Source organism: uncultured Lawsonella sp. (assembly GCF_947252745.1).
GTDB lineage: Bacteria > Actinomycetota > Actinomycetes > Mycobacteriales > Mycobacteriaceae > Lawsonella.
Genome location: NZ_CAMXWW010000008.1, coordinates 1 through 23,025 on the forward strand (window position 1 = coordinate 1; position 23,025 = coordinate 23,025).

Genomic DNA, 23,025 nt, shown 5'->3' on the forward strand with positions numbered 1-23,025 from the left:
CTATAGGCCCGTAACTCCGTAGACTTTAACCGACCTCCCCACCAATTTGCAAAACGTCTGGTAACAGGTGGAAACAAGGAGGTTGCAGAAGCAATAAACGAGGTTGTGGTGAACAGGGGTTGGGAGAATGTAGGGGCCGTGGATGACGGCAAAGGGGCGCGTCCGGTGGGATCGGGCGCGCCCCTTTGCGCTAGTGCCGTGGCCGCCACGCCGTTATGTTCACTAGCCGTTTGCCGTCGGCGGACTCTCGCGACCAGCTGACATTAGCGGCCACAGCACTCATTACTTTTCTTCGGGTTCCTGGTCGGCGTTGCGGGCAATGGCCAGCAGCGAGTCCCCGTCGGAGAGGTTCATCAGGCGCACACCCTTGGTCTGGCGGCCAGCCTTGCGAACCTCCTTAGCAGCGGTGCGGATGATGCCGCCGCCCGTGGTGATGGCGAAGATTTCGTCATCTAGCGACACCACTTCAGCACCCACCAGGTTGCCGCGGCGGCGATCGTACTGGATGGTCAGCACGCCCTTGCCGCCACGCCCCTGCACGGGGTAGTCATCCATGGCGGTGCGCTTGGCGTAGCCACCGGAGGTGGCGACCAGCAGGAACTCGTTTTCCTTCACCACGTTCATGCTGAGCAGGTTATCGTCACCGTTGAAGCGCATGCCGTAGACGCCGGAGGTGGCGCGGCCCATGGGGCGCAGCACGTCGTCGGTGGCGTGGAAGCGGATGGACTGGCCGTACTCGGAGACGAGGATCAGGTCGTCATTTTCGGAGCAGAGGGAGGCACCCACCAATTCGTCGTCACCCTTCAAGTTGATGGCGACGAGTCCGCCAGTGCGGTTGGAGTCGTAGTCTTCCAGGCGGGACTTCTTCACTAGGCCGTTGCGGGTGGCCAGCACCAGGTAGGGGGCATCCTGGTAGCTCTTCAGCTGGATCACCTGGGCGATGCGTTCTTCCGGCTGGAAGGCGAGGAGGTTGGCGACGTGCTGGCCGCGGGCGGTGCGGTTAGCTTCCGGCAGGTCGTAGGCTTTCAGGCGGTAGACGCGGCCCTTGGTGGTGAAGAAGAGGATGAGGTCGTGGGTGGAGCACACGAAGAAGTGCTTGACGATCTCGTCCTGCTTTAGGGTGGCGCCCTTCACGCCCTTACCGCCGCGTTTCTGGGAGCGGTAGAGGTCGGTCTTGGTGCGCTTGGCGTAGCCGGTTTCGGTGATGGTGACGACGACGTCTTCTTCGGGGATGAGGTCTTCGTCGGAGAGTTCGCCGTCGGCGGGGATGATGCGGGTGCGGCGTTCGTCGCCGTACTTGCGGACGATGTCGCTGAGTTCGTCCTTGACGATGGCGCGTTGCCGCTCGGGCTTGGCGAGCACATCTTTGAGGTCGGCGATGTCGATTTCGATCTGGGCCAATTCGTCCAGGATTTTTTGCAGTTCGAGGGCAGCTAGGCGGCGCAGCTGCATTTCCAGGATGGCGTTGGCTTGGGCTTCGTCAATGTCGAGGAGGTCCATCAACCCGACGCGGGCTTCATCGGCGCTGGGGGAGCGGCGGATGAGGGCGATGGTTTCGTCCAGCATGTCGATGGCTTTTTTGAGGCCACGCAGGATGTGGGCGCGTTCTTCCTTCTTGCGGAGGCGGAACCTGGTGCGGCGGACGATAACTTCCAGCTGGTGGCGGACGTAGATACGGACAAGCTGGTCGATGCGGAGGGTGCGGGGGACGCCGTCAACAATGGAGAGCATGTTGGCGCCGAAGTTGGTTTGCAGCGCGGAGTGCTTGTAGAGGTTGTTGAGGACGACCTTGGCGATGGCGTCGCGTTTTAGGGTGATGACGATGCGCATGCCGACGCGGGAGGAGGATTGGTCCTCGATGTTGGCGATGCCGCTGATGCGCCCGTCGGAGACTTGTTGGGCGATGGAGGACACCAGATTGTCGGGGTTCACCTGGTAGGGCAGTTCGGTGATGACGATGATGGTGCGCTTGCCCTCTTCCTCGATGGAGGTTTTGCCGCGCATGCGGATGGAGCCGCGCCCGGTGGTGTAGGCGTCCTTGATGCCCTGGTCGCCGACGATGAGCCCGGCGGTGGGGAAGTCGGGGCCTTTGATGCGTTCCATGACGGCGTCCAGGGTGGAGGCTTCGTCTGCGTCGGGGTTGTCGAGGCACCAGTAGATGGCTTCCGCAACTTCACCCAGGTTGTGGGGTGGAATGTTGGTGGCCATGCCGACGGCGATGCCGTTGGAGCCGTTCATGAGCAGCTGCGGCACGCGTGAGGGGAGGACGACGGGTTCGTTGGTTTTGCCGTCGTAGTTGGGCTGGAAGTCAACGACGTCTTCGCGAATGTCGCGGAGCATTTCCTCGGCAAGGCTGGTGAGCCGGGCTTCGGTGTAACGCATGGCGGCGGCGGGGTCGTTACCGGCGGAGCCGAAGTTGCCTTGGCCGTCGATGAGCGGGTAGCGCATGGTCCAGGGTTGGGCCATGCGGACCAAGGTGTCGTAGATGGCGGAGTCGCCGTGGGGGTGGTAGTGGCCCATGGTTTCGGCGACGGAGCGGGCGGACTTCACGTAGCTGCGGTTGTGCAGGAAGCCGCTGTCGAACATGGCGTAGAGGATGCGGCGCTGTACGGGTTTCATGCCGTCGCGGGCTTCGGGGAGGGCGCGGCCAACGATGACGCTCATGGCGTAGTCGATGTAGGAGTTTTGCATCTCCTGGTTGAGGTCGATCGGTGTGATGCGATCGTAGGTTTCCTCGTCGGGTGGCAAGGTGGTGTTGTCGGACATTATTCCTCTTTACGTGTGCTGCTAGATGTCCAGGAAGCGCACGTCTTTGGCGTTCCGGGTGATGAAGTTGCGGCGCGCGGTGACGTCTTCACCCATGAGGATGGAGAACGTTTCGTCGGCTGCGGCGGCGTCGTCGAGGGTGACTTGGCGGAGAGTGCGGGTGGACGGGTCCATGGTGGTTTCCCACAGTTCTTGGTCGTTCATTTCGCCCAGGCCTTTGTAGCGCTGGATTCCGTCGTCGGTGTTGATCTTCCGGCCGGAGTCGAGACCTTTTTTAAGGAGGAGGTCGCGTTCGCGGTCGGAGTAGGCGTAGCCGGGTTCTCCCTTAGCCCACTTGAGTTTGTAGAGCGGCGGTTGGGCCAGGTAGACGTGGCCTTCTTCCACTAGCGGCCGCATGAATCGGAAGAGGAGGGTGAGCAGCAGGGTGGCGATGTGTTGGCCGTCCACGTCAGCATCGGCCATGATGACGATCTTGTTGTAGCGCAGTTTGCTGATGTCGAATTCGTCGTGGATGCCGGTGCCGAGGGCGGTGATAATGGCCTGCACCTCATTGTTTTTCAGGACGCGGTCGATGCGGGCTTTTTCGACGTTGAGGATCTTGCCGCGCAGCGGCAGGATGGCCTGGTTGAAGTTGTCGCGGCCGGACTTGGCGGAGCCACCTGCGGAGTCGCCCTCCACAATGTAGATTTCGCACTCTGCGGGGTCTTTGGAGCGGCAGTCGGCGAGCTTGCCGGGCAGACCACCAAGGTCGCTGGCGGACTTCCGGCGGACCAGTTCACGAGCCTTGCGGGCGGCGAGCCGCGCGTGGGCGGAGGAGGCTGCCTTCTGGATGATGGTTTTCGCCTCGCTGGGGTTGGCTTCCAGCCAATGACCCAAGTGTTCGTTGCATTCCTTCTGCACGAAGGAGCGAATTTCGGTGTTCCCCAGTTTGGTCTTAGTCTGGCCCTCAAACTGCGGGTCGGAGACGCGGACGGAGATAACTGAGGCCAAACCTTCGCGAATATCGTCGCCGGTGAGTTTGGGGTCTTTGTCTTTGAGGAGTTTCTTGTCGCGCGCGTACTTGTTCACGAGGGAGGTGAGGGCGGCGCGGAAGCCTTCTTCGTGGGTGCCACCTTCAATGGTGTTGATGGTGTTGGCGAAGGTGTGGACGGATTCGCTGTAGCCGTTGTTCCACTGCATGGCGATTTCCACTTCGTGGCCTTCGCCTTTCGCGTCGAACGCGATGATGCTGGGGTGGAGGGCTTGCTTGGTTTTGTTGATGGACTCGACGTAGTCCCGCAAACCGTTGGGGTAGTGGTACTTTCGGCGTCGGGCTGCCTTCTGGGTGGAGGCGGCCTTTTCGGCTTCGGCATTCTTGGCGGCTACCGCTAGTTCGGGGTCGCCAGATTCTGCTTCGGCATCAATTTCGGCTTCTTCCTGGGTGACGCGCTGGTCTTCCAGGGTGATGGTGAGGCCCTTGTTGAGGAACGCCATTTCCTGCAGGCGGCGGGCGATGATGTCGAATTTGTATTCGGTGGTTTCGAAGATGTTGGGGTCGGCCCAGAAGCGGATGGTGGTTCCGCGTCCTTCGGCGGGGCCGTCGTCGATGAGGTCTTCGGGGATGGCGTTATTGAAGTTTTGGGTCCAGTGGTGTCCATCGCGCCAGATTTCGGCTTCGACGCGGGTGGAGAGGGCGTTGACGACGGAGATACCGACGCCGTGTAGGCCGCCGGATACGGCGTAGGAGTCGGAGTTGAATTTACCGCCGGCGTGGAGTTGGGTCATGACGACTTGCACGGTGGGGCTGCCGGAGGCGTGCATTTCGACGGGAATGCCGCGGCCGTTGTCGCGGACTTCGATGCCGCCGTCTTCCATGATGGTGACGTTGACTTCGTCGCAGTAGCCGGCCATGGCTTCATCGACGGAGTTGTCTACAACTTCCCAGACGAGGTGGTGGAGGCCGCGTTCGCCGGTGGAGCCGATGTACATACCGGGGCGCAGGCGGACGGCTTCGAGTCCTTCGAGGATGGTGATGGAATCTGCACCATACTCTTTTTTGTTCTTGTTCTGAGAGGGAGCCACAGGGCGTCGCACTCCTTTTTCACTGGTGTGAACCTTTGGGTATGTTCATTAGCTGCTGCGTGGGGGAGTGGTGTCGCGCGCGGCGATGTCTTCTCTTTTCGCAGGCGTTGGGTGGCAAATGAACGTGCTTACGGGTCCATTCTACCCCCTCAGCGCCAAAATGCCGCTTTTGACCCCCGTTTACGTGTAGGAGCCTGAAGAAAAGATATTTTTCCGCAAATCGCGTTTAAAACGTTTTTGGGTGGTGACGGCGGTGCTGCTGCCAGCATGGGCAGTGTTGCAAACAACCAGCGGACACGCTGGGACACGCGACCGGAACTCGGCGGACACGCAACGATATGCCCGGCACACTTACCTGAATACGCCTATCCGAGCGCGCTTATCCGTAGGTGTCGCGCGGCCCGCGGCCTTTCACATGCTTGGGGCCTTTTCGCCAGCTGGGCCGGTTGGGTCCTAGAATCCGTAGCATCCGCACCGTGGAACCGTAGCGTTTTCCCAGTTCGGCCAGAATTTGTGGTTGGAGCAGGCGTAGTTGCGTGGCCCATGCGGTGGTGTCCGTGCGGATGTGGAGGGTGCCTTCGTCGTCCAGTTTCTCTACATGGGAGTGGGAGGCGATTTCCTCGCCCATTATGTCCGGCCAGTTGTTGATGATGCGGCCGCCGGTGACTTCCGCCTGCCAGCCGTGTTTTTTCACGGTGTCGGCGATTAGGGTGGTGAGGAGTTGTGGGTCCCATTCGTCGGGGCCGGAGCTGGTCCAACTGTAGCGGCGGTAGCGTCCGGTACTGGCGGAGCCGGCACCGCGTGGTCCGCGCGAAGCGCGGTCGCAACTGGGCGACATGGCGGAGGTGTTGGCCGTTCCGTCAGTGTTACCGGTGGGGCGGGGGCGGCTGGCACGCCCGCGTCCAATGTTGCGGCCACTGGCCTGGGCGGCAGCGAGGGCGGCAGCGAGGGTGCGGTGGGCGGCGTCAGAGGTGAAGTTCTCATTCGGGATCATTGGCGGTCACCGTCCTCGGGCTGATCAGCACTGATCGGCGCAACATTCTCTTGCTCGACACCGCCTGATTCAACACTGCCAGGCATGTAAGCGCTCGGCGCAACATCGCTCGGCACGTTGAGCGTGGGCTCATTGAGCGTGGGGTCGTCGGTGAGGATGCCGTCGAGGAGGGAAATGCGGTGGCTCGCTTCCCCTACGGTGCTGACGGTGTGGGTTGCGGCAACGTGAAGTTCTGCTGGGAGGTCTTCCCCAACCGCCGCGGTGATGAGGGTTTGTTCGGCTTTGGCGGCGACGGCCGCCAGGGCTTCTCGGCGGTAGCGGTCTAGTTCGGCGAAGACGTCGTCGAGTAGCAGGATGGGTTCGGTGCCGTCTGCTGTTAGCAGATCGTAGGCGGCGAGCCGCAGTGCGAGGGCGAGACTCCAGGATTCCCCGTGGCTCGCAAAGCCTTTCGCGGGTTGCACGCCCAGCAGCAGGGTGAGGTCGTCGCGGTGGGGTCCGGCGAGGGTGATGCCGCGCTCAATTTCATGGTCGCGTTTTTCGGCCAGGCCGGCGAGTAGGGCTGCTTCCAGGTACTCTTCATCGAGGGGCAGGCTGGCAGCGCAGTCCTCGACTGTTATCTGCGGGATGGAGGTGTAGCTTAGCTGCGCGGGCCGGGAGTGGGGGGCCAGTTCGGCATAGTTACGGGCGACCAGCGGGGCAATGTCACGCAGCAGGTTGAGGCGGGCGGCCACTAGTTGCGCGCCGACGCGGGCCAGTTGGGCATCCCAGGCGTCCAGGGTGGCTAGTGCGCTGGCACCGGCGGAGGTGCGGTAGCCGTGGCGGAGTGCCATGCTGGCGCTTTTCAGCAGTGCGTTGCGTTGCCGCAGGATTTTCTCGTAGTCGCTGGTGACGCCGCGTAGGCGGGGGCGGCGTTGGATGAGGAGGTCGTCCAGGTAGGAGCGCCGGCCAGCGGGGTCGCCACGGACCAGGCTGAGGTCCTCGGGGGCGAACAGGATGGTGCTGATGACGCCCACAATGTCGCGGGGCCGGCAGGGAGAGGTGTTGATGGTGGCCTGGTTGGTTTTGCCGGTGTGGATGTCGAGGGCGACGGTGAGTTCACGCCGGTTGTGGACGGCGGTGGCGGCGAGCTGGGCGGAGTCTGCACCTTCGTGAATGAGGGGGCCGTCACCGGACACACGGTGGGAGCGGAGGGTGGCCAGGTAGTTGATGCCTTCCAGGAAATTGGTTTTCCCTTGGCCGTTGGCGCCCACGAAGACGGTGATGCCGGGCTGCAAATCCAGGGAGAGGTGGTCCCAGGAGCGGAAATTGTGTAGTTCGCAGTGGCGAAGGAACACGGTGTGCTTTCTGCCGGCTATCCGGGTAGACGGACGGGCATCAACAGGTAAATGTAGTCGGTGTCGGGTGCCGGGTATTCGCCTGCGTCGTTGGCTTCGGGTTCGTCGTCGATGCCGGGGATGATGACGGCGGGCCGGTTGGGGGTGGTGAACCCGAAGCTGGCGGTGGTGCTGTCGAGTACGGAGAGGCCGTCTAACAGGTAGGAGGGGTTGAAGGCAATGGTCATCGGCTCGCCCCAGTAGTTCACCGGGAGAGTTTCTTCGGCTTCGCCGGAGTCGTCGCCGCCGGCGGTGAGGGTGACGCTTTCGGGGGTGAAGGCGAGGCGTACTTGTGCGCCGCGGTCGGACATGAGGGAGACGCGCTTGATGGAGTCCACCAGGCTGGCGATGTCGACGGTGGCGATGGCGTTGTGGGCCTTCGGCAGGAGGGTGCGGAAGGGCGGGAATTGGGCGTCCAGGAGGCGGGTGGTAATGCGACGGTTTTCGCCGACGATGCCGAGGAGGCCTTCTCCGCCGAGGGTGTCATTGGCACCGCCGAGGGCAAGTTCCACGGGGGCGGTGGAGGTGGCGGCAAAGGTTTTGGCGGTTTCCGACAGCATCTTGTTGGGGATGAGGACGGCGGCGTCGCTGAAGGAGGCGAAGGGGTCCCATTCGAATTTGCGGACGGCCAGGCGGAAGCGGTCGGTGGCGGCGAAGGTGACGGTGTCGCCATCAATTTCCATGCGGATGCCGGTGAGCATGGGGATGGAGTCGTCGCGGCCGGCGGCGACGGCGACTTGTTTGACCGCGTCGACGAAGATGTCGGCGGGGATGCTGCCAGTTTGGGTGGGCAGGGTGGGGAGGGCGGGGTAGTCCTCTACCGGCATGGTGGGCAGGGTGAATTTGGCGTTGCCGCAGTTGATGTGGAGTTTTGCGCCGTCCACGCTGACGGTGGCGGTGGTTTTGGGGAGGGCTCGGGTGATATCGGAGAGAAGTTTGCCGGAGACGACGACACTACCTTCTTCCACCACTTCGGCGGGAATGGTGATTTCGGTGGAGACTTCGTAGTCGAAGCCGTTGATGGTGAGTCCGTTCTCGTTGACGGTGAGGAGGACACCGGCGAGGACAGGCATGGCGGGGCGTTGGGGAATGCTGCGGGCGACCCAGGTGACGGCATCAGCGAAATCGCTGTGGTCGACACGGAAGTTCATATCGGTGAGTTCCATGAGCGTACGGGTCTCCTTCTCATCACAACTTTCTGTTGTTTAGGTTAGCTGGTTCGGAAGGGTTTCTCATCTGAGATCGACGCTGAGATTCCGGATGGTGAGGGTTTGTGTTGTGTTGTCCCCACGCCCTATTTCTATTCTTCTTCTCTTTAAATGTGTAGTTCTAGTAATAGGGGTTGTGGAAGATGTGGATGACGGTGGTTCTGTGCAGTTGAGCGCCGTTTTTGCGGTGTGAATTTTTCTGGGGAAATTGTGGATGAATTGTGGATAACTTGGGGCGGTTGTGGATAACTTGGTGTGGGGTTCACAAGAGCTGGCGACTTATCCACCCGTCACCCCCAGATTTGTGGTGAGTTATCCACAGCCGTGAGCTGCTCGTTGGGGACAAAGATTTGTCCAGGTCAAATCCCATTTTCAGCCAAGAATAATTCTCTCGTGGCGAATACCACAGCAATAATTGTCGCAACGACAGGGACACGTCACTCCTCTTCCTGAAACTGGCGTTACACATCCCCCGGGGTTGTGAATAAACTACTGGTATTTATTCTGTGTAAAAATCGGCTTGGAGTGGCGACTTGCGAGCACCAGGGAGCCGGAATGGGCAGCGGGCTGGGCAGCCGCAAGGGTGGCTAGTAAGTCAAAAGGATGAGCGTAAGGGCGGGCAGCCGCAGGGGCATTACCCCTACTGATCGAACTCGGCGCGCTTCTTGATATCCGCGGTAAGCTGCTGCACCTGCGTGAACACCGTGCGATCATCCTTGATCTGCTTCGAGATCTTCCGCTCCGCATACATGACAGTCGTGTGATCGCGTCCACCAAACGTCGAGCCAATCTTCGGCAGCGACATCTCCGTCAATTCCCGGCACAAATACATGGCGATCTGGCGGGCAGTAGCCAACGGCCGCGTCTTCGACGGACCACACAACTCATCCACACTGGTCGAATAGGCTTCCGCCACCACCGTCATAATGGTCGCAGCCGTTACCTCCACCTGCTTATCGGCAGGCACCAGATCCCGCAGGACCACCTGCGCCAACTCGGGGGTCAGCGGCTGCTTATTGAGAGACGCGAACGCCGTCACCCGAATAAGAGCACCTTCCAGCTCACGAATATTGCGGTCGATACGCGAAGCGATTAACTCCAGCACCTCATTGGGTACCTGCAGCTTCTCCACCTGGGCTTTCTTGTGCAAAATTGCGGTACGGGTCTCTAAGTCCGGAGCCTGAATGTCCGTAATGAGGCCCCACTCGAAACGGGTCCGCAGGCGATCTTCCAGCGTGGACAGCAACGCCGGCGGCCGGTCGGAGCTAATAACAATCTGCTTATTGGAGTTGTGGAGCGCCTCGAAGGTGTAGAAGAACTCCTCTTGGATGCCCTCCTTGCCTTCGATGAACTGAATGTCATCAACCAGCAACAGGTCACAGTCGCGGTAGCGCTTCTTGAACTTCTCCTTGCGGTCATCACGCAGCGAATTAATGAAGTCGTTGGTGAATTCCTCGGTAGAGACGTAACGAACCCTGAGCTGCGGGAACAGTTGTCGCGTGTAGTGGCCGATGGCATGCAGCAGGTGCGTTTTGCCCAGGCCGGAGCCGCCCCAAATGAACAGCGGGTTATATGCGTGGGCAGGGGCCTCCGAAATAGCCCAGGCGGCGGCGGTAGCGAAGCGGTTGGAATCGCCTACCACGTAATTGTCAAAGGTGTACCGCGGGTTCAAAGTTGGCGCCGGGGTTGCTTCGGCGGGGACAGCGGAGGTGGGTGACGGTGGTTTCTGCGTCACGTCCTGTTCGGGTCGCTCGGGGCTACGGTAGGTGGCTGTCTCCTCCTTCGTATCTGCGGACTGCGTGTTTGCGAGTTGCGTGGTGTATTGGCTCGCGGCGCGTTGTGTATCTGCGGCGACGGTAGTGGCCGGGGGAGTGCTTGCCGTGTCCGGGGTGGCGGGGGCGTCACCTTGCGGGAACTGTGGCCGGGTGATCGGCGTGGCAATGTTCTCGGGGCGGTAGGCGGGGATGTCCTCGGGCAGGATGCGGTCTTGTGCCACCACCGGCGGGCGCGGCCAGGGACCCGTCACCGGGTCAGCGTTGAGAGCTTCGCGGAGAAGGGCATGCGAGTCGTTGGGGTCTGCGTTGGTGGCGGAAGCTTTCTCGATGACCTTAACAGCCAGAGTGACTTCTTCGCCCAGGAATTTCTCAAGTGCGCAGGTGATGGGTTCGTGCAGGGTGCGCTCGATGGCTTCTTTGGCGAAGGTGTTGGGCGCGGAGAGGAGGGCAAACCCGTTGGTGTATTGGATGGGTTTGACGAGTTTGAGCCAGGCGCGCTGTTGGGGGGAAAGGCAGGGGCTAGTGGAGTAGGGGTTGGCGGACGCGGTTTTAAGTTCGTCGAGGACTTGTCCCCAAATGTGGTGGAGGTCTTGGGTTTGCGTCACCTTTTCCTCCTATCACAAGACTTTCCCGGGCGATGGTGGTCATCGTCCTCGTTATGGGGCGCTGCGGTGTGATCTAACTCTGCCACTGGCGTGGCGTGGGCAGATCGGTTTTTAGTTTGCGCCGGTTGATGAGCTCGGCTGGTTATTCCTCTGTTTTTTGGTGTTCTTTGACGAGCCTTCGACTACCTGCGGGTCATCGAGGTACGACAAAGTTATCCACACGAGTTATCCACAAGTGTAGATAGTCCTCTGGCAGGATTCATAAAGAAACCGTGGGGGAAGTTATCCGGTGCGGTTTCTGTGGTGACGGTGTCGGGGTGGTGAGGCGTCGGCACCGTCGGTTCTGCCTATGAGTACTTTTTGGTCGCACGTCCTGATGGGGGTGCGACCAGATTGTTTTATCACAGTTAATTCATCGATAGGCGGGGAGTTGCGAGGAATAAATTCCCTTACTTCCCGTCTCGATGGCTCGGTGTGTGGCGAGGCACGAATTGGAACCTTAGTTGGCATGAAGCCTTTCGCGCAATGTTAGGCGAAGGGGGTCTGTTAGCCCCCAGAGAACCCGCTGGTCTCGTCCTGGCAAATTGTTTCCATTTTTCTTCCACAATGCGAGAAATGCGAATTACATGCTTGTAACCTGGGCTTTTCTTTCTCGGAAGTCTCAACCTCAACTTCAACCATCAATTTTTCCTCCCTCACCCCCTAGCTCCCCGGCAGCTGCTCCGCTAGGCTTAATCCTTTTTGATTTGTCCTACGTGAACTAGTAGTCTTGTAAAGTCATTCCGCATACGCGCACACTCTGTGCGGCCACGCAATGTACTCCACCTTTTTCACCAGCCCATGGACAGGTGTGGTGGTCAGTACCATCCGGAATCGTAGAGCGGGATCTTTAGCCGAAACCCGCACTGAACCCAGTGCATGACAATTAGAGGAGTGGTGACCGTGGCCAAGGGCAAGCGGACCTTCCAACCGAATAACCGTCGTCGCGCTCGCGTGCACGGCTTCCGCGCCCGCATGCGGACCCGCGCCGGACGTACCGTCATTTCTCGCCGTCGCGCTAAGGGCCGCGCTTCCCTGTCCGCATAATTCGGAGCGAAGCGGCACTTATGCTTTCGCAGGAGAACCGCCTCCATCGGAGCTCTGACTTCCGCCGAGTAGTACGCACCGGAGTCAAGGTGAACTACGGCCGCGTGGTGGTCTACGCCGCACGACAGGATAGCGATAAGGAACTGGCAGTAGTCGTTGCCCGCTCCGCCCCCCACACGCAGACGCCGGGAACCCCCCCGCGAGTCGGACTGATCGTCAGCAAAGCCGTCGGGAATGCAGTTGTGAGACACCAACTCTCCCGGCGGCTCCGGCATACCTGCCGAGAATTACTCCCCAGCATGCCCAGCGGAATCGACATCGTCATCCGCGCCCTCCCCGGTGCCCAACTCGCCCCGTCCCGCTGCTTGGAAAACTGGCTAGCGGAATGCCTCTGCACTATCGCCGCCAAACCTGCCCTGCGTGCGCACCCCGCTACTGCGGCCTCACACTAAGGAGACCGCATGCGCAACGACCAGAACGACAACGCCCACGACGTCCACACCTACCAGGACGCCCACGGCGTCCCCGACTGTCAGGACGGGCTTGATGGGCTTGTTTCTTGGGAGGGTCGTGACGGTCCCGTGTGCAACGATGGTGACGACCATGACAGTGCTGCAGCTACGCTTCCCGATAAGCGGCCCGGTTCCGTCGACAGCGACTACGAGTTCCGTCACCGTTCCTGGAAAAATCCACGGGACTGGGCCAGCCTGCTCCTCATCGAGGCAGTGTACTTTTATCGCGTCGCTATCAGCCCCCTGAAGCCGGTACCCACCTGCCGCTTCCAGCCCACTTGCTCCGCATATGCCCTGGAAGCGCTGCAAGTTCATGGACTGTTCCGTGGACTTTGGTTGTCAACTATTCGTATCCTTAAATGTGCGCCCTGGCACCCTGGCGGCTACGACCCCGTACCCCCTCCCCGCCACCACAACAAGTCCCGCCAAGCCGCATCTGAACCCCCAACTGAGGAGAATTAGCCACAGTGTTGGACTTTATCTACTACCCCATCTCCTGGATTTTGTGGGCATGGCACAAAGCCTTCTCTTGGCTACTCGGTGCCGTCGGCCTGCCCGTCGACAGCAGTCCCAACGTCTCCGGCGCTGCCTGGGCACTCGCCATCGTGTTCCTCACGGTGACGGTCCGACTCATCCTCCTCTACCCGATGGTGAAGCAGATCCGCACCACCCAGAAGATGTCGGAACTGCAGCCGCAGATTAAGGCCATCCAGAAGAAGTACGCCAACGACCGCCAGCGGATGTCCATGGAGATGTCTAAGCTGCAAAAGGACAACGGCGTCAACATGGCCATGGGCTGCCTCCCCATGCTGGTGCAGATCCCCGTGTTCATCGGCCTCTTCCACGTGCTCCGCATGTTCAACAAGATGGGCAACCGCGCCGGCGGCCTCGGCTACACCGCAGCACAAACCCGTAACGCCGGCAACTACTTCTTCAAACCCAACGAGGTGCAGTCCTTCCTGGACGCCCGCCTTTTCGGCGCCCCACTGTCCGGCTACATCTCGCAGCCCAAGGACCAGTACGCTGCCTTCTACCCGCTGGGTGGCTACCACCCCGAGGATGCGCATAGCCTTTTCGTCGCCATTCTTTGCGTCACTATCCCCATGCTGCTGATCTCCGCAGTGGCCACCCACTTCAACGCTCGTATGTCGATTAACCGGCAGACCGCTGCCGCCGCTGCCAACCCGCAGGCGAACGTCATGAACAAGATGATGCTGTGGTTCTTCCCCATCATGATTCTGGGCACCGGCGTCATGTGGCACGTTGGACTCCTCACCTACATGCTGACGAACAACATCTGGACCTTCTGCCAGCAGTACTTCCTGTACAAGAAGATGGATAAGGAAAAGCTGGAAGCCAAGGAGAAGTTGGACGAGGCCCGCGCCGCCAACGCCCCGCGCCCCGGTGCGAAGCCGAAGCGCGATAAGCACGGCAAGGTGATCGTCGTGGAGCAGCCCAAGGTTGTGGAAACCGCGGTGGTAGAGAAGAAGCCCCGTGGTTTCTCCGCGCTGTTTAAGAGGAAGGGTGACGGTGCCGCCGAGACCAGTGCCGCTGAGTCTGATTCTGTTGGTGGCCCTGCTGATGCTGTTGTTGGTGCGAAAGCCAGCGATGCTGCCGTGAAATCCGTTGCCGGTGCTGCCGGTGCGAAGAGCTCGCCAGCTGGTGCTGCTGACAGTGCACAAGCGGAGGCGAAGGCGCAACGTCAGGCTGCACAGCGTGCCCGCCAGCAAGCCAACAAGAACCGTAAGGGCAAGAAAAAGAAGAAGCGCTAATCGCTCGTTTCTTCACCCCCAGACCTACCAACACCCAGCTGCCGCTGGATGACCTTAAAGGACAACACATGAGTAAGCAACAGAAGCTTATTGATGAGGGCGAAATCGCCGCCGATTACCTGGAGCAGTTCCTCGACATTATCGACTTCGATGGCGACATTGATCTTGACGTGGAAGGCGACCGCGCGTCTGTCAGCATTGACGGCGGAGAGAACCTCGACATGCTGGTCGGCCGTGACGGCCAAGTGCTGGAAGCCATCCAGACCCTCACTCGCCTCGCGGTGCAGGAAGTCTCCGGTGACCGCTCCCGCCTTATGCTCGACATCGCCCGTTGGCGAGCCGACCGTCGCGATACCCTTCGTGCCCTCGCCCAGGAGGGTGCTCGCCGGGTAGAGGAGACTGGTACCCCTGTCGAGCTTGAACCGATGAGCCCCTTCGAGCGGAAGGTTGTGCACGACGCCATTGCCAAGATCGAAGGGGTCGTCACTGAGTCTACTGGCGAGGGCAAGAACCGACACGTGGTTCTTTTGCCTGAGGAAGAGTACGAGGAGAACGAGGACTAAAGGTTCTCCTCCGCGTTTCTAGAGCTGTTGAGTGTGGGTCGAGCGTGATGCTCGACCCACCTTTTTTGTGCGTTGGTGGTCCTTTTTCGCGAATAACAATGGTGTGGTTCACTTTATTTTGTTACTAGGTCAGTTGAGAGGTTTCACTTATTGACCCTGGCAGTGCGGCATACACAGAGTTATCCACATTGTGAATAACATCTGTGTAATTCTCTTTTACCTGGTCAAGCCGTGGTGTTTCACGTGAAACGGTTTGTTTTTAATTGTTCGTGGGGGGTATGTGGATAAGACTGTGCATAACTCTCCTACATGTGGATAACATTGTCGTTAAAGCGCAGTCGCGTTGTTCGAGTAGGCGTCTCCGGGTAGCGTGGGAGTCAGTTCCAAGGCAGCTCTATCCTGGCTGTATCGTCGGTCCACCTCTTGAGGAGAATCCTGTGACTACTCCCTCTTCCGTCATCGCAGAAATGTTTGGCGAACGCACGCCGCTTGCTGATGCGTACGCCCACCTCTTGTGTACCGCTGGCATTGAGCGTGGTCTTATCGGACCGCGCGAAGCTGACCGGATTTGGAATCGCCACATCCTCAATTCGGCTCTCCTGGCGGATATTCTTCCCGAGGGAGTTTCCGTTGCTGATATTGGCTCTGGTGCCGGCCTGCCTGGAATTCCTGTTGCGATTGCTCGGCCGAACCTCTCTGTAACGCTTATCGAGCCGCTACTGCGGCGGGTCAACTTCCTCCATGAGGTTGTTTCGGAACTCGGGCTTACTAATGTCACGGTTGTACGTGGTCGTGCAGAGGAAAAGTCCGTTCACCATGAAGTCGGTACGGTGGACTATGTGACATCCCGAGCGGTGGCACCGCTAGCCAAACTCGCTAAGTGGTCTGCTCCTTTTGCGCATTCCGGGTCCTACTTGGTTGCGTTGAAAGGATCGACTGCTGCCGAGGAGATCGAGCGGGATGGTCTGCTGGTGGGAAAGGCCGGCTGGCGCAAGGAAGAGGTCGTTCAACTTCATCGCGATGGGGGAGTGGAAGACACTTACGTCATCCGCGCCATCCATATCTGACGGAGTGATTGCCTATGGCGGTCAACGGTGAGTCTTCGTGCGGTCGCTTATATTTAGCTGATCCGCAAGGCTTCATGGTATGAAGATCCACGGAACGTGATAATCAGCAGGTGCAAGAGCATCAGCGGGTTCGTGCTTTTGTGAGTCTAAAAGCTGATCGCGTCAATGACGTTCCGAGGCCGCTGTGTACAGTGGATCTCTCATTGCAGGGGCGTTGGTCGTTGCCAGCTTTTTAGTTGGTGAGAATTTGACTTTAGTGGAGACTCTGCCGCAGCACTCTGATGCCCTGTGTTCAGGGAGATTGCTGAGATGATGTTTTAACATTTGGACGCAGTGTGTTACTCACGCTGATAGCCTCTCCATGTCGCATAGAGAGGGATGCTCGGGCGGCACTCTCAACAGCGGGTGTTTTCATGTGGTGACGTTTGAAACCAGTAGCAATCGCCAGTGTGTGAACGGCGCTTCTTATGACACCTTGTTTCCCGTGAAACAATCCGCCCGCTGGCTCAACTTTAATTGGACAATGACATGAGATCGATGCTCCCAACTTTTTGCACCACGTTTCACGTGAAACGAATATTGGGGGAGCAGCAAAAAACTGATGCCCCGAAAAAGGGGTAATCGTGAGAGAATACAAAGAGACAGTTTCACGTGAAACACACAAAAGGACTATTGCAAAGATGAGCAGCTACTCCGATACTCCCATCGCGGAAGCAGCTGAGCGCGCATCTCGAATCATTCACCGAATGGATCTCGACGATCTGCCGCGCCCTGCATTCCGTCGAATGCTCTCTGTCGCCAACCAAAAAGGTGGCGTCGGAAAGACCACCTCTGCAGTAAACCTTGCGGCTGCACTTGGACTCTACGGGATGCGCGTGCTCGTCGTCGATCTCGACCCACAGGGAAACGCGTCTACCGCACTAGGAGCAGAGCATCGATCAGGGACACCATCGAGCTACGAACTTCTACTGGGGGACTGCAAGCTCGAAGAATGCGTACAGAAATCTACAGCTGGCGAGAACGTGTTTGTTGTACCCGCAACAATTGATCTCGCGGGTTCTGAGATTGAACTTGTCGGAATGGTGGCACGGGAAAACCGTCTGAAGGATGCCCTCGACGATGATTATCTCGACGAACTCGATGTGGATTTTGTCTTTATCGACTGTCCGCCGTCACTCGGCCTCCTGACCATTAACTCAATGGTGGCAGCTAATGAGATCCTGCTCCCCATTCAGTGTGAATACTACGCACTTGAGGGCGTGGGACAGCTCCTCAACAACATCAACCTCATTCAGATGCACCTCAATAAGAATCTGCATCTGTCCACGATTCTTCTGACCATGTTTGATGGTCGCACCAAGCTTGCCGATCAAGTGGCCTCCGAAGTGCGCAACCACTTTGGCGAAATCGTCCTCGACACCATTATTCCGCGCTCCGTGAAGGTGTCTGAAGCCCCCGGATTTGGCCAAACGGTCATCCAATTTGACCCGGGCTCTACCGGTGCCAAGACATACCTAGAGGCAGCCCGCGAAATCATCATGCGTGGTGCCCGTGAGGAAGAAGAATATCGTGAAGAAGTCGGAGAAGATTAATGGCGAAGAAGCGTAATGGTGGGCTCGGACGCGGACTAGCTGCCCTCATCCCCACAGATGATCGCCCCGCCGGCCCCCGCCTCGGAGACGCGGCAGCAGACATCATCATGGGTTCCGGCAATCGGGAGACTGACGCTGGCACCCGCCAGGCACCAAAAAAGTCTGGCGATAACAGCCGTACGGCAGCAGCAACAGCTGCCAAGAAAGCAAAAACGCGTCCCGTGGGTGCCGTGTATCGTGACATCCCCATCGGCTCCATCCGTCCCAACGAGAAGCAGCCGCGCACCGTCTTCGACGAAGATGCCATGAACGAGCTAGTGCACTCCGTCAAGGAATTCGGACTCTTACAGCCCATCGTAGTGCGGGAAATTGCGCCCAAAACCTACGAAATTATCATGGGCGAACGACGCTGGCGTGCCAGCCAAAAAGCCGGCCTGGAGACCATTCCGGCGATAGTCCGCCAGACTGACGATTCAGAAATGCTGCGTGACGCGCTCCTCGAGAACATTCACCGCGTGCAGCTGAACCCGCTAGAAGAAGCAGCAGCCTATCAACAGCTGCTGGAAGAGTTCGACGTGACGCATGAACAGCTCGCCGACAAAATCGGACGATCACGACCGGTCGTCACCAATATGATCCGCCTCCTCAAACTGCCGGTGCCAGTACAGCGTCGGGTTGCAGCGGGTGTTCTTTCTGCTGGGCATGCGCGCGCCCTCCTCGGTGTAAAGACCGGAAGTAGCGGCCAAGAAGCACTCGCTGCTCGCATTGTGGCCGAGGGTCTCTCTGTTCGGCAGACTGAAGAAGCAGTCACACTCCTCAACAATGGGGGGAAAACGACTGCGCCGAAGAAGGCTGTGGCAAAGGCGGAGATTCCGGCCAGCATTAAAGCCGGGGCGACCCGTCTCTCCGACGCTCTCGACACGACAGTGAAGGTAGCGATGGGCCGGAAGAAGGGTCGAATCGTCATCGACTTTGGTGATGTCGAGGATGCACAACGCATCATCGATTTGCTCAACAGCCTTGGATGAAAATAGCACAAAATAGCCAAAAAACAGCAAAAATACAAAGGTGTAAGTACTCTAGGTTTTTTCGTCACTGTGACAGTGACGAAAATGGGGCAAAACAGACCGGGAAGGAGGCCACTGTGGCAGATTTACGCATCGTGCCGCTCGAACTCTCCATGGTCGAGGAGCTACCTCACCACTCCCGCGTCTGCGCCTTTTGGGAAACCGACCGCGAGCCCGGACACATCGAGCGCGGCTACGATGACTCCTTCGAAAAAGAAGCATGGCTCTCCGCCGTTCTCCTCGAATGGGGCGTCTGCGGGCAAGTGCTCGTAGCAGACGAACGTGCCGTCGGACTCGTTCTCTACGCACCCCCAAACTACATCCCACGCCACAAACTGCTCCCCAGTGGACCCGTCAACCCCGACGCCATGGTGCTGAGCCACGTCTACATCACTGACGAATACCGCTCCGTCATGGCCTACGTGAGACTCATTAATGCAGCTGTGGCGGATCTGCGCGACCGCGGCGTTCGGGCCGTGGAGGCCTTCGGTAGGGAAGGGGATGCGGGATCCTATGCGCGGGACGCGGATACCAAATCCGCTCTTGACCACCTCTGCATTCCCACGCGAGACGTGTTGTCGGCCTGTGGTTTCAAAGAGATTGTGCCGCATCCGCGGGTGTCCCGCTGGCGCATGGACGTCGATAAACGCAACCTGTGGCAGCAGTCCGTGAAAGCGGCACTGGATCAACGGTATGTCGACCGGATGATTGAACTCATCACCTATGAAACCGAACGCGTACCGGTCGGAGCTGGAGCTGATGCCGGAGCGAAAACAAGAACCGAAGCTGAAGCGACACCAGGAGCCAGGACAGAGGCGCGAGCAGGAGCCAGGACAGAGGTAACACCAGGACCCGGCACCGCGACCACAACGCAAAGCGACACTGAGGCTGGAAATTCAGTGAAGCGAGCGCTTAAGAGAGACGAGCGAACAAGAGACGAGCGTCGGAGAGTACGGCACGTGTCGGTAAGCGGAAACGCCGACTAGCAAAGGCGTCACGCAGTGCTGGCGCCGATTAGCGTGGGTGTTACGCAGCGAACGTGCCGGCTAGCGGAACCCCGGCTAGCGGAGGCTCTTGCGCTCCACTTCAAGAAGCTCAGCGAAAGTGAAAGACCCAGTAGACAGCGTGTCGTCATTCATCAGATAAAGCCGCTTCACAGCCACCACAATGCCCTCGGCTATCGCGTCACGACCCTCCGCAGACAACAGTAGTTCACGGTCATGCTTATTCGTAATGTAGCCCAGCGAGGCACAAATCGACGGCATACGGGTCAACCGCAGCACATCCCACGTGCGACCATGCGAACGACAATCCGTCAGCCCGGTACGGGCCACCACCTCACGCTGCACAAACTGGGCAAGTAGCTTACCGACCGCGCTCACTTTGCCGTGGCTATTGCGGAAGAAGAATGTGGCCACACCGTTGGCCAAGTCGTTAGGGTAGACGTCGCACTCCATGGTGATCATCAAGTCGCCATCAACCTGGTTCGCCATCTGGGCGGCACTATCCGGGGAAATATCTCCACCGCGCGGGTGAGTGATAAACGTTTCCACACCCAACGCCATCATGCGGCCCTCAATACGGTTCGCTATATCCCACACCACTTCGTCGTGCAGGTCCGCAATATCCTCCGGCAGCAACTCCCCATACTGGCCAGTGCCGTTATACACATGCGGGTTCAAGATAATGCGTTTGCCGGACAAACTCGGACCGGACGAGCGAACAATCTCCTGTTCCACAATGTTGGAGGGGGAACCGCCGGTAACGCGCCGACCCAGCCGGCTAAGCGACTGGAGGGTGGCGGGGCCGCAGATACCGTCAGCAGAGAGGCCAAACTCCCGCTGGTAGTTCAGCAGGGCAACGTGAGTGTTGGGGCCAAAAACGCCGTCGATCCGGCTGGTGTAGAAACCCAGCTCTTGGAGGGAGTCCTGGAGGGTAGCAACGTCGTCACCGAACATAAGGTTGGTGGGCATGAAATTGAGGACGCGACAGCCCAGTTTGTGGCTAGCTTCGGAGAGGGCGCGGCGGGTCATGGGGCCCACGTGGCCGTCGACAACGAGCCCCCGCTGCTGCTGAAAGGCGCAGATGGCAGTGGTGAGGTCGTCCTCGGCATTCACAACAAAACCCAGCTCAATGAGCTGCTGACGCACGTCTCCGGGGGTGGAGGGGTTCGTGCGGGGTTCTGTCATGATGAGTCTCCTAGCGCACCAGACACAAGAATGGCTTAGTTCAATCTTAAAAGGTTAGGCCAAATAGCACACAACCAAGCGGCACGGGTCGCACAACCCGTGCCGCTTGGTTAGCCCGTCATGGACTCGTCACCAACCCGCAAGGGGTGGAACAGATGGGCCGATGTTTACAGTTCGTCCTTAATGGCGGCCATGATGGCGGCTTTGGGCCGGGCACCGGTGAGGGTCTTGGCGACCTTGCCGTCCTTGAAGAGGAGCATGGTGGGGATGGACATGACGCCGAACATTTGGGCGAGGGCCTGCTGCTCGTCGACGTTGACCTTGCCCACTACCAGCTTGTCCTTGTTTTCGGTGGCAATCTCGTCGATGACGGGGCCGACGGCCTGGCAGGGGCCGCACCAGGTTGCCCAGAAGTCCACCAGGACAGGAAGTTCGGCTTCAGCGACGACGGAACGGAAGTTGTTGGAGGTGACGGTGATGGTGTCGGACATCGGAGATCTCCTTTAGTGCAATCGAACGATGTGGAATAGAGATAAATGTCGTGGCAATGCGATGGGCGAGGGAAGCGTGCGAGGGGCGTGCTGTGCCTCGCCGGCGGTGTGCCAGTTAGGAGGGGTGGTTCATCAGCCAGGCTTGAGCATCTAGGGCGGCGACACAGCCGGAGCCGGCGGCGGTAACGGCCTGCTGGTAGTGGTCGTCGACAAGGTCGCCGCAGGCAAAAACGCCGTCAATGTTAGTGCGGGAGCTGCGGCCGTCCACCTTTACGTAGCCCTTGGCGTCAACCTCAACCTGGTCGCGGACCAGCTGGGACTGTGGGTCGTGGCCGATGGCGACGAATAGGCCTTCGACGGGGAGGTCGCTGAGTTCACCGGTGACGGTGTTCTTGATGCGGAGGTTGTTGAGGGTGTTCTCGCCCTGTACCTCGTCGATGACGGAGTTCATGAGGAAGCGGATCTTGGGGTCGGCTTCGGCGCGTTCGGACATGATGGGGCTGGCGCGGAACTCATCGCGGCGGTGGATGAGGGTGACGGACTTGGCGAAGCGAGTGAGGTAGGTGGCTTCTTCCATGGCGGAGTCGCCACCGCCGACGACAGCGATGTCCTTGTCTTTGAAGAAGAAGCCGTCGCAGGTGGCGCAGGCGCTGACACCGCGGGCTTTGAATTCTTCTTCGCCGGGAACGTTGAGGTAGCGGGGAGCGGAGCCCATGGCCAGGATGATGGTCTTGGCTCCATAGGTAACCCCAAGGGATTCAACGGTTTTGATCTCTCCGGTGAGGTCGATCTTATCGACTTCTTCCGTGCGGAGTTCAGCGCCGAAGCGTTCGGCTTGGCCGCGCATTTCCTCCATAAGCTTGGGGCCTTCGATACCTTCGTGGAAGCCGGGGAAGTTTTCGATGACCGTGGTGTTCATGAGGAGGCCACCAGCGGCGAAACCTTCAAACACAATGGGTTCTAATTCTGCGCGGGCGGCATAGATGGCGGCAGTGTAGCCGGCCGGACCGGAGCCAACAATGATAACGTCAGCGACAGTGTCGGGAGTTTTCTCAGCCACGATTGTCCTTCTGTGAGATCGATGTGTTGTTCTCATTTTAGTGAAACGGGTACCCCCGAGCATTTATTCCCTACGGGGTATAGGAAAACCTTCCAGGGGCAGCCGGCAACTAGGCACTCTGGAGGAGGAGAGCGTCCTGGGCGGCAGACCGAACAAGGCGAGCGCGGGCGCGGTTACGGCGGCTCTTGACAGTGCCGAGGGGCGCGCCTACCAGCTCGGCGGTTTCCTGCAGGGTGAAGCCGATAACGTCCACGAGGAAGATGGCTTCGCGCTGATCGGTGGGGAGTTCTTTGAGCATCTGCTCCACGCTGTAGTTGTAGCCGTCCACGAGGGGCCAGTCCGTGCAATCGCAGAGGGGCTGATCGAAGCCTTCGCAGAGTTCGGAGGTGGGGTGGCGGTGGAGGCGGCGTTGGTGGTCGATAGCGGCGTTGGTAACAACACGGGCAACCCACTGAACCAGGTTGGAGCCGCGTCGGGGGAGTTTGCGGGAAAGCAGGTTCACGCAGGCGTCTTGCAACGCATCTTCAGCGTCGTCGTGGTTGCGGCAGATGCTGTAGGCGATGGTGCGGTAGAGGCCAGTGTTGGCGTCGAAAGTGTCGAACAGGTCGCGGTGGGTCGCGAACATGTCGTTAGGCAGGAAACGCTCTTCGACAGAGCTAAGCATGGTAGGTCCTGAAAGCATGACGCCGCACGGTGGAGAGGCCGTGTCGAGTGGTGGAGCACCCTTGTTGCGTACTACTTTAGGAACACGCGTACATCCGTGGGGGAGCTAGATTTGCGGTGATGGGCCCCCAGGAGGCGAAATGCGGAGATGTTACCGCAGGTAAGAGTACATATTTGTGCA

The 23,025-nt window shown here is 59.3% G+C and carries 19 protein-coding genes; 9 read left to right on the forward strand and 10 right to left on the reverse strand.

From position 1 onward, the window contains the following. Positions 1–282: 282 nt before the first annotated feature. The 6 genes from gyrA to dnaA all read right to left on the reverse strand — a co-directional run bounded on the left by gyrA (position 283) and on the right by dnaA (position 10,782). Complete coding sequence (gyrA, locus tag Q0X28_RS07250) at positions 283–2,766, reverse strand: DNA gyrase subunit A (RefSeq protein WP_298577288.1); 2,484 nt, start codon at positions 2,764–2,766, stop codon at positions 283–285. Positions 2,767–2,787: 21 nt separating this feature from the next. Next, positions 2,788–4,827: a DNA topoisomerase (ATP-hydrolyzing) subunit B gene (gyrB, locus tag Q0X28_RS07255; RefSeq protein WP_296239772.1), complete on the reverse strand. Its 2,040-nt coding sequence runs from the start codon at positions 4,825–4,827 to the stop codon at positions 2,788–2,790. A 379-nt stretch (positions 4,828–5,206) separates the two neighbouring features. Then, complete coding sequence (locus Q0X28_RS07260) at positions 5,207–5,821, reverse strand: DUF721 domain-containing protein (protein WP_296239771.1); 615 nt, start codon at positions 5,819–5,821, stop codon at positions 5,207–5,209. After that, positions 5,818–7,155: a DNA replication/repair protein RecF gene (recF, locus tag Q0X28_RS07265; RefSeq protein ID WP_298577291.1), complete on the reverse strand. Its 1,338-nt coding sequence runs from the start codon at positions 7,153–7,155 to the stop codon at positions 5,818–5,820. Before recF ends, Q0X28_RS07260 begins: the two co-directional genes overlap by 4 nt. Positions 7,156–7,172: 17 nt before the next feature. Continuing rightward, positions 7,173–8,360 carry a DNA polymerase III subunit beta gene (gene dnaN / locus Q0X28_RS07270; RefSeq protein ID WP_298577293.1) on the reverse strand — a complete coding sequence of 396 codons (1,188 nt, stop codon included), beginning with the start codon at positions 8,358–8,360 and terminating at the stop codon, positions 7,173–7,175. 682 nt (positions 8,361–9,042) lie between these two features. Continuing rightward, positions 9,043–10,782 (reverse strand): chromosomal replication initiator protein DnaA, encoded by a 1,740-nt coding sequence (gene dnaA, locus Q0X28_RS07275; RefSeq protein WP_367270678.1) that lies wholly within the window; start codon positions 10,780–10,782, stop codon positions 9,043–9,045. A 942-nt stretch (positions 10,783–11,724) separates the two neighbouring features. Here dnaA and rpmH point away from each other — a divergent pair. The 9 genes from rpmH (at position 11,725) to Q0X28_RS07320 (ending at position 19,427) form a co-directional block, all read left to right on the forward strand. After that, positions 11,725–11,868 carry a 50S ribosomal protein L34 gene (gene rpmH / locus Q0X28_RS07280; protein WP_296239777.1) on the forward strand — a complete coding sequence of 48 codons (144 nt, stop codon included), beginning with the start codon at positions 11,725–11,727 and terminating at the stop codon, positions 11,866–11,868. 20 nt (positions 11,869–11,888) lie between these two features. Continuing rightward, complete coding sequence (rnpA, locus tag Q0X28_RS07285) at positions 11,889–12,320, forward strand: ribonuclease P protein component (RefSeq protein ID WP_296239766.1); 432 nt, start codon at positions 11,889–11,891, stop codon at positions 12,318–12,320. Positions 12,321–12,329: 9 nt separating this feature from the next. Then, positions 12,330–12,842 (forward strand): membrane protein insertion efficiency factor YidD, encoded by a 513-nt coding sequence (gene yidD, locus Q0X28_RS07290; RefSeq protein ID WP_298577297.1) that lies wholly within the window; start codon positions 12,330–12,332, stop codon positions 12,840–12,842. Between the two features lie 5 nt (positions 12,843–12,847). After that, positions 12,848–14,152, forward strand: a complete 1,305-nt coding sequence (gene yidC, locus Q0X28_RS07295) for a membrane protein insertase YidC (protein ID WP_298577299.1) — start codon at positions 12,848–12,850, stop codon at positions 14,150–14,152. 68 nt (positions 14,153–14,220) lie between these two features. Next, positions 14,221–14,715, forward strand: coding sequence for a R3H domain-containing nucleic acid-binding protein (locus Q0X28_RS07300; RefSeq protein ID WP_296239762.1), 495 nt, complete (start codon positions 14,221–14,223; stop codon positions 14,713–14,715). 467 nt (positions 14,716–15,182) lie between these two features. Further along, positions 15,183–15,782 carry a 16S rRNA (guanine(527)-N(7))-methyltransferase RsmG gene (rsmG, locus tag Q0X28_RS07305; protein WP_296239776.1) on the forward strand — a complete coding sequence of 200 codons (600 nt, stop codon included), beginning with the start codon at positions 15,183–15,185 and terminating at the stop codon, positions 15,780–15,782. Positions 15,783–16,462: 680 nt separating this feature from the next. Further along, the gene (locus tag Q0X28_RS07310) at positions 16,463–17,374 is read left to right on the forward strand and encodes a ParA family protein (RefSeq protein ID WP_298577301.1); all 912 of its coding nucleotides are present in this window, start codon (positions 16,463–16,465) and stop codon (positions 17,372–17,374) included. Further along, entirely contained in the window at positions 17,374–18,402 is a 1,029-nt protein-coding gene (locus Q0X28_RS07315; protein ID WP_298577307.1) for a ParB/RepB/Spo0J family partition protein, read from the forward strand. The genes Q0X28_RS07310 and Q0X28_RS07315 overlap by 1 nt, the downstream gene beginning before the upstream one ends. A 116-nt stretch (positions 18,403–18,518) precedes the next feature. Further along, positions 18,519–19,427, forward strand: coding sequence for a hypothetical protein (locus Q0X28_RS07320; RefSeq protein ID WP_298577310.1), 909 nt, complete (start codon positions 18,519–18,521; stop codon positions 19,425–19,427). A 75-nt stretch (positions 19,428–19,502) separates the two neighbouring features. Here Q0X28_RS07320 and Q0X28_RS07325 read toward each other — a convergent pair whose 3' ends face one another. From Q0X28_RS07325 to Q0X28_RS07340, 4 genes are all read right to left on the reverse strand, one after another. Continuing rightward, on the reverse strand, positions 19,503–20,630 hold the full coding sequence (locus Q0X28_RS07325; RefSeq protein ID WP_296239757.1) for an N-acetylmuramoyl-L-alanine amidase: 1,128 nt from the start codon (positions 20,628–20,630) through the stop codon (positions 19,503–19,505). A gap of 167 nt (positions 20,631–20,797) precedes the next feature. Further along, positions 20,798–21,121, reverse strand: a complete 324-nt coding sequence (trxA, locus tag Q0X28_RS07330; protein ID WP_298577313.1) for a thioredoxin — start codon at positions 21,119–21,121, stop codon at positions 20,798–20,800. A 115-nt stretch (positions 21,122–21,236) separates the two neighbouring features. Next, a complete protein-coding gene (gene trxB / locus Q0X28_RS07335) occupies positions 21,237–22,181 on the reverse strand; it encodes a thioredoxin-disulfide reductase (RefSeq protein ID WP_296239755.1) in 945 nt (314 codons plus the stop codon). Positions 22,182–22,290: 109 nt separating this feature from the next. Then, a complete protein-coding gene (locus Q0X28_RS07340) occupies positions 22,291–22,845 on the reverse strand; it encodes an RNA polymerase sigma factor (RefSeq protein WP_298577316.1) in 555 nt (184 codons plus the stop codon). Positions 22,846–23,025 lie beyond the last annotated feature (180 nt).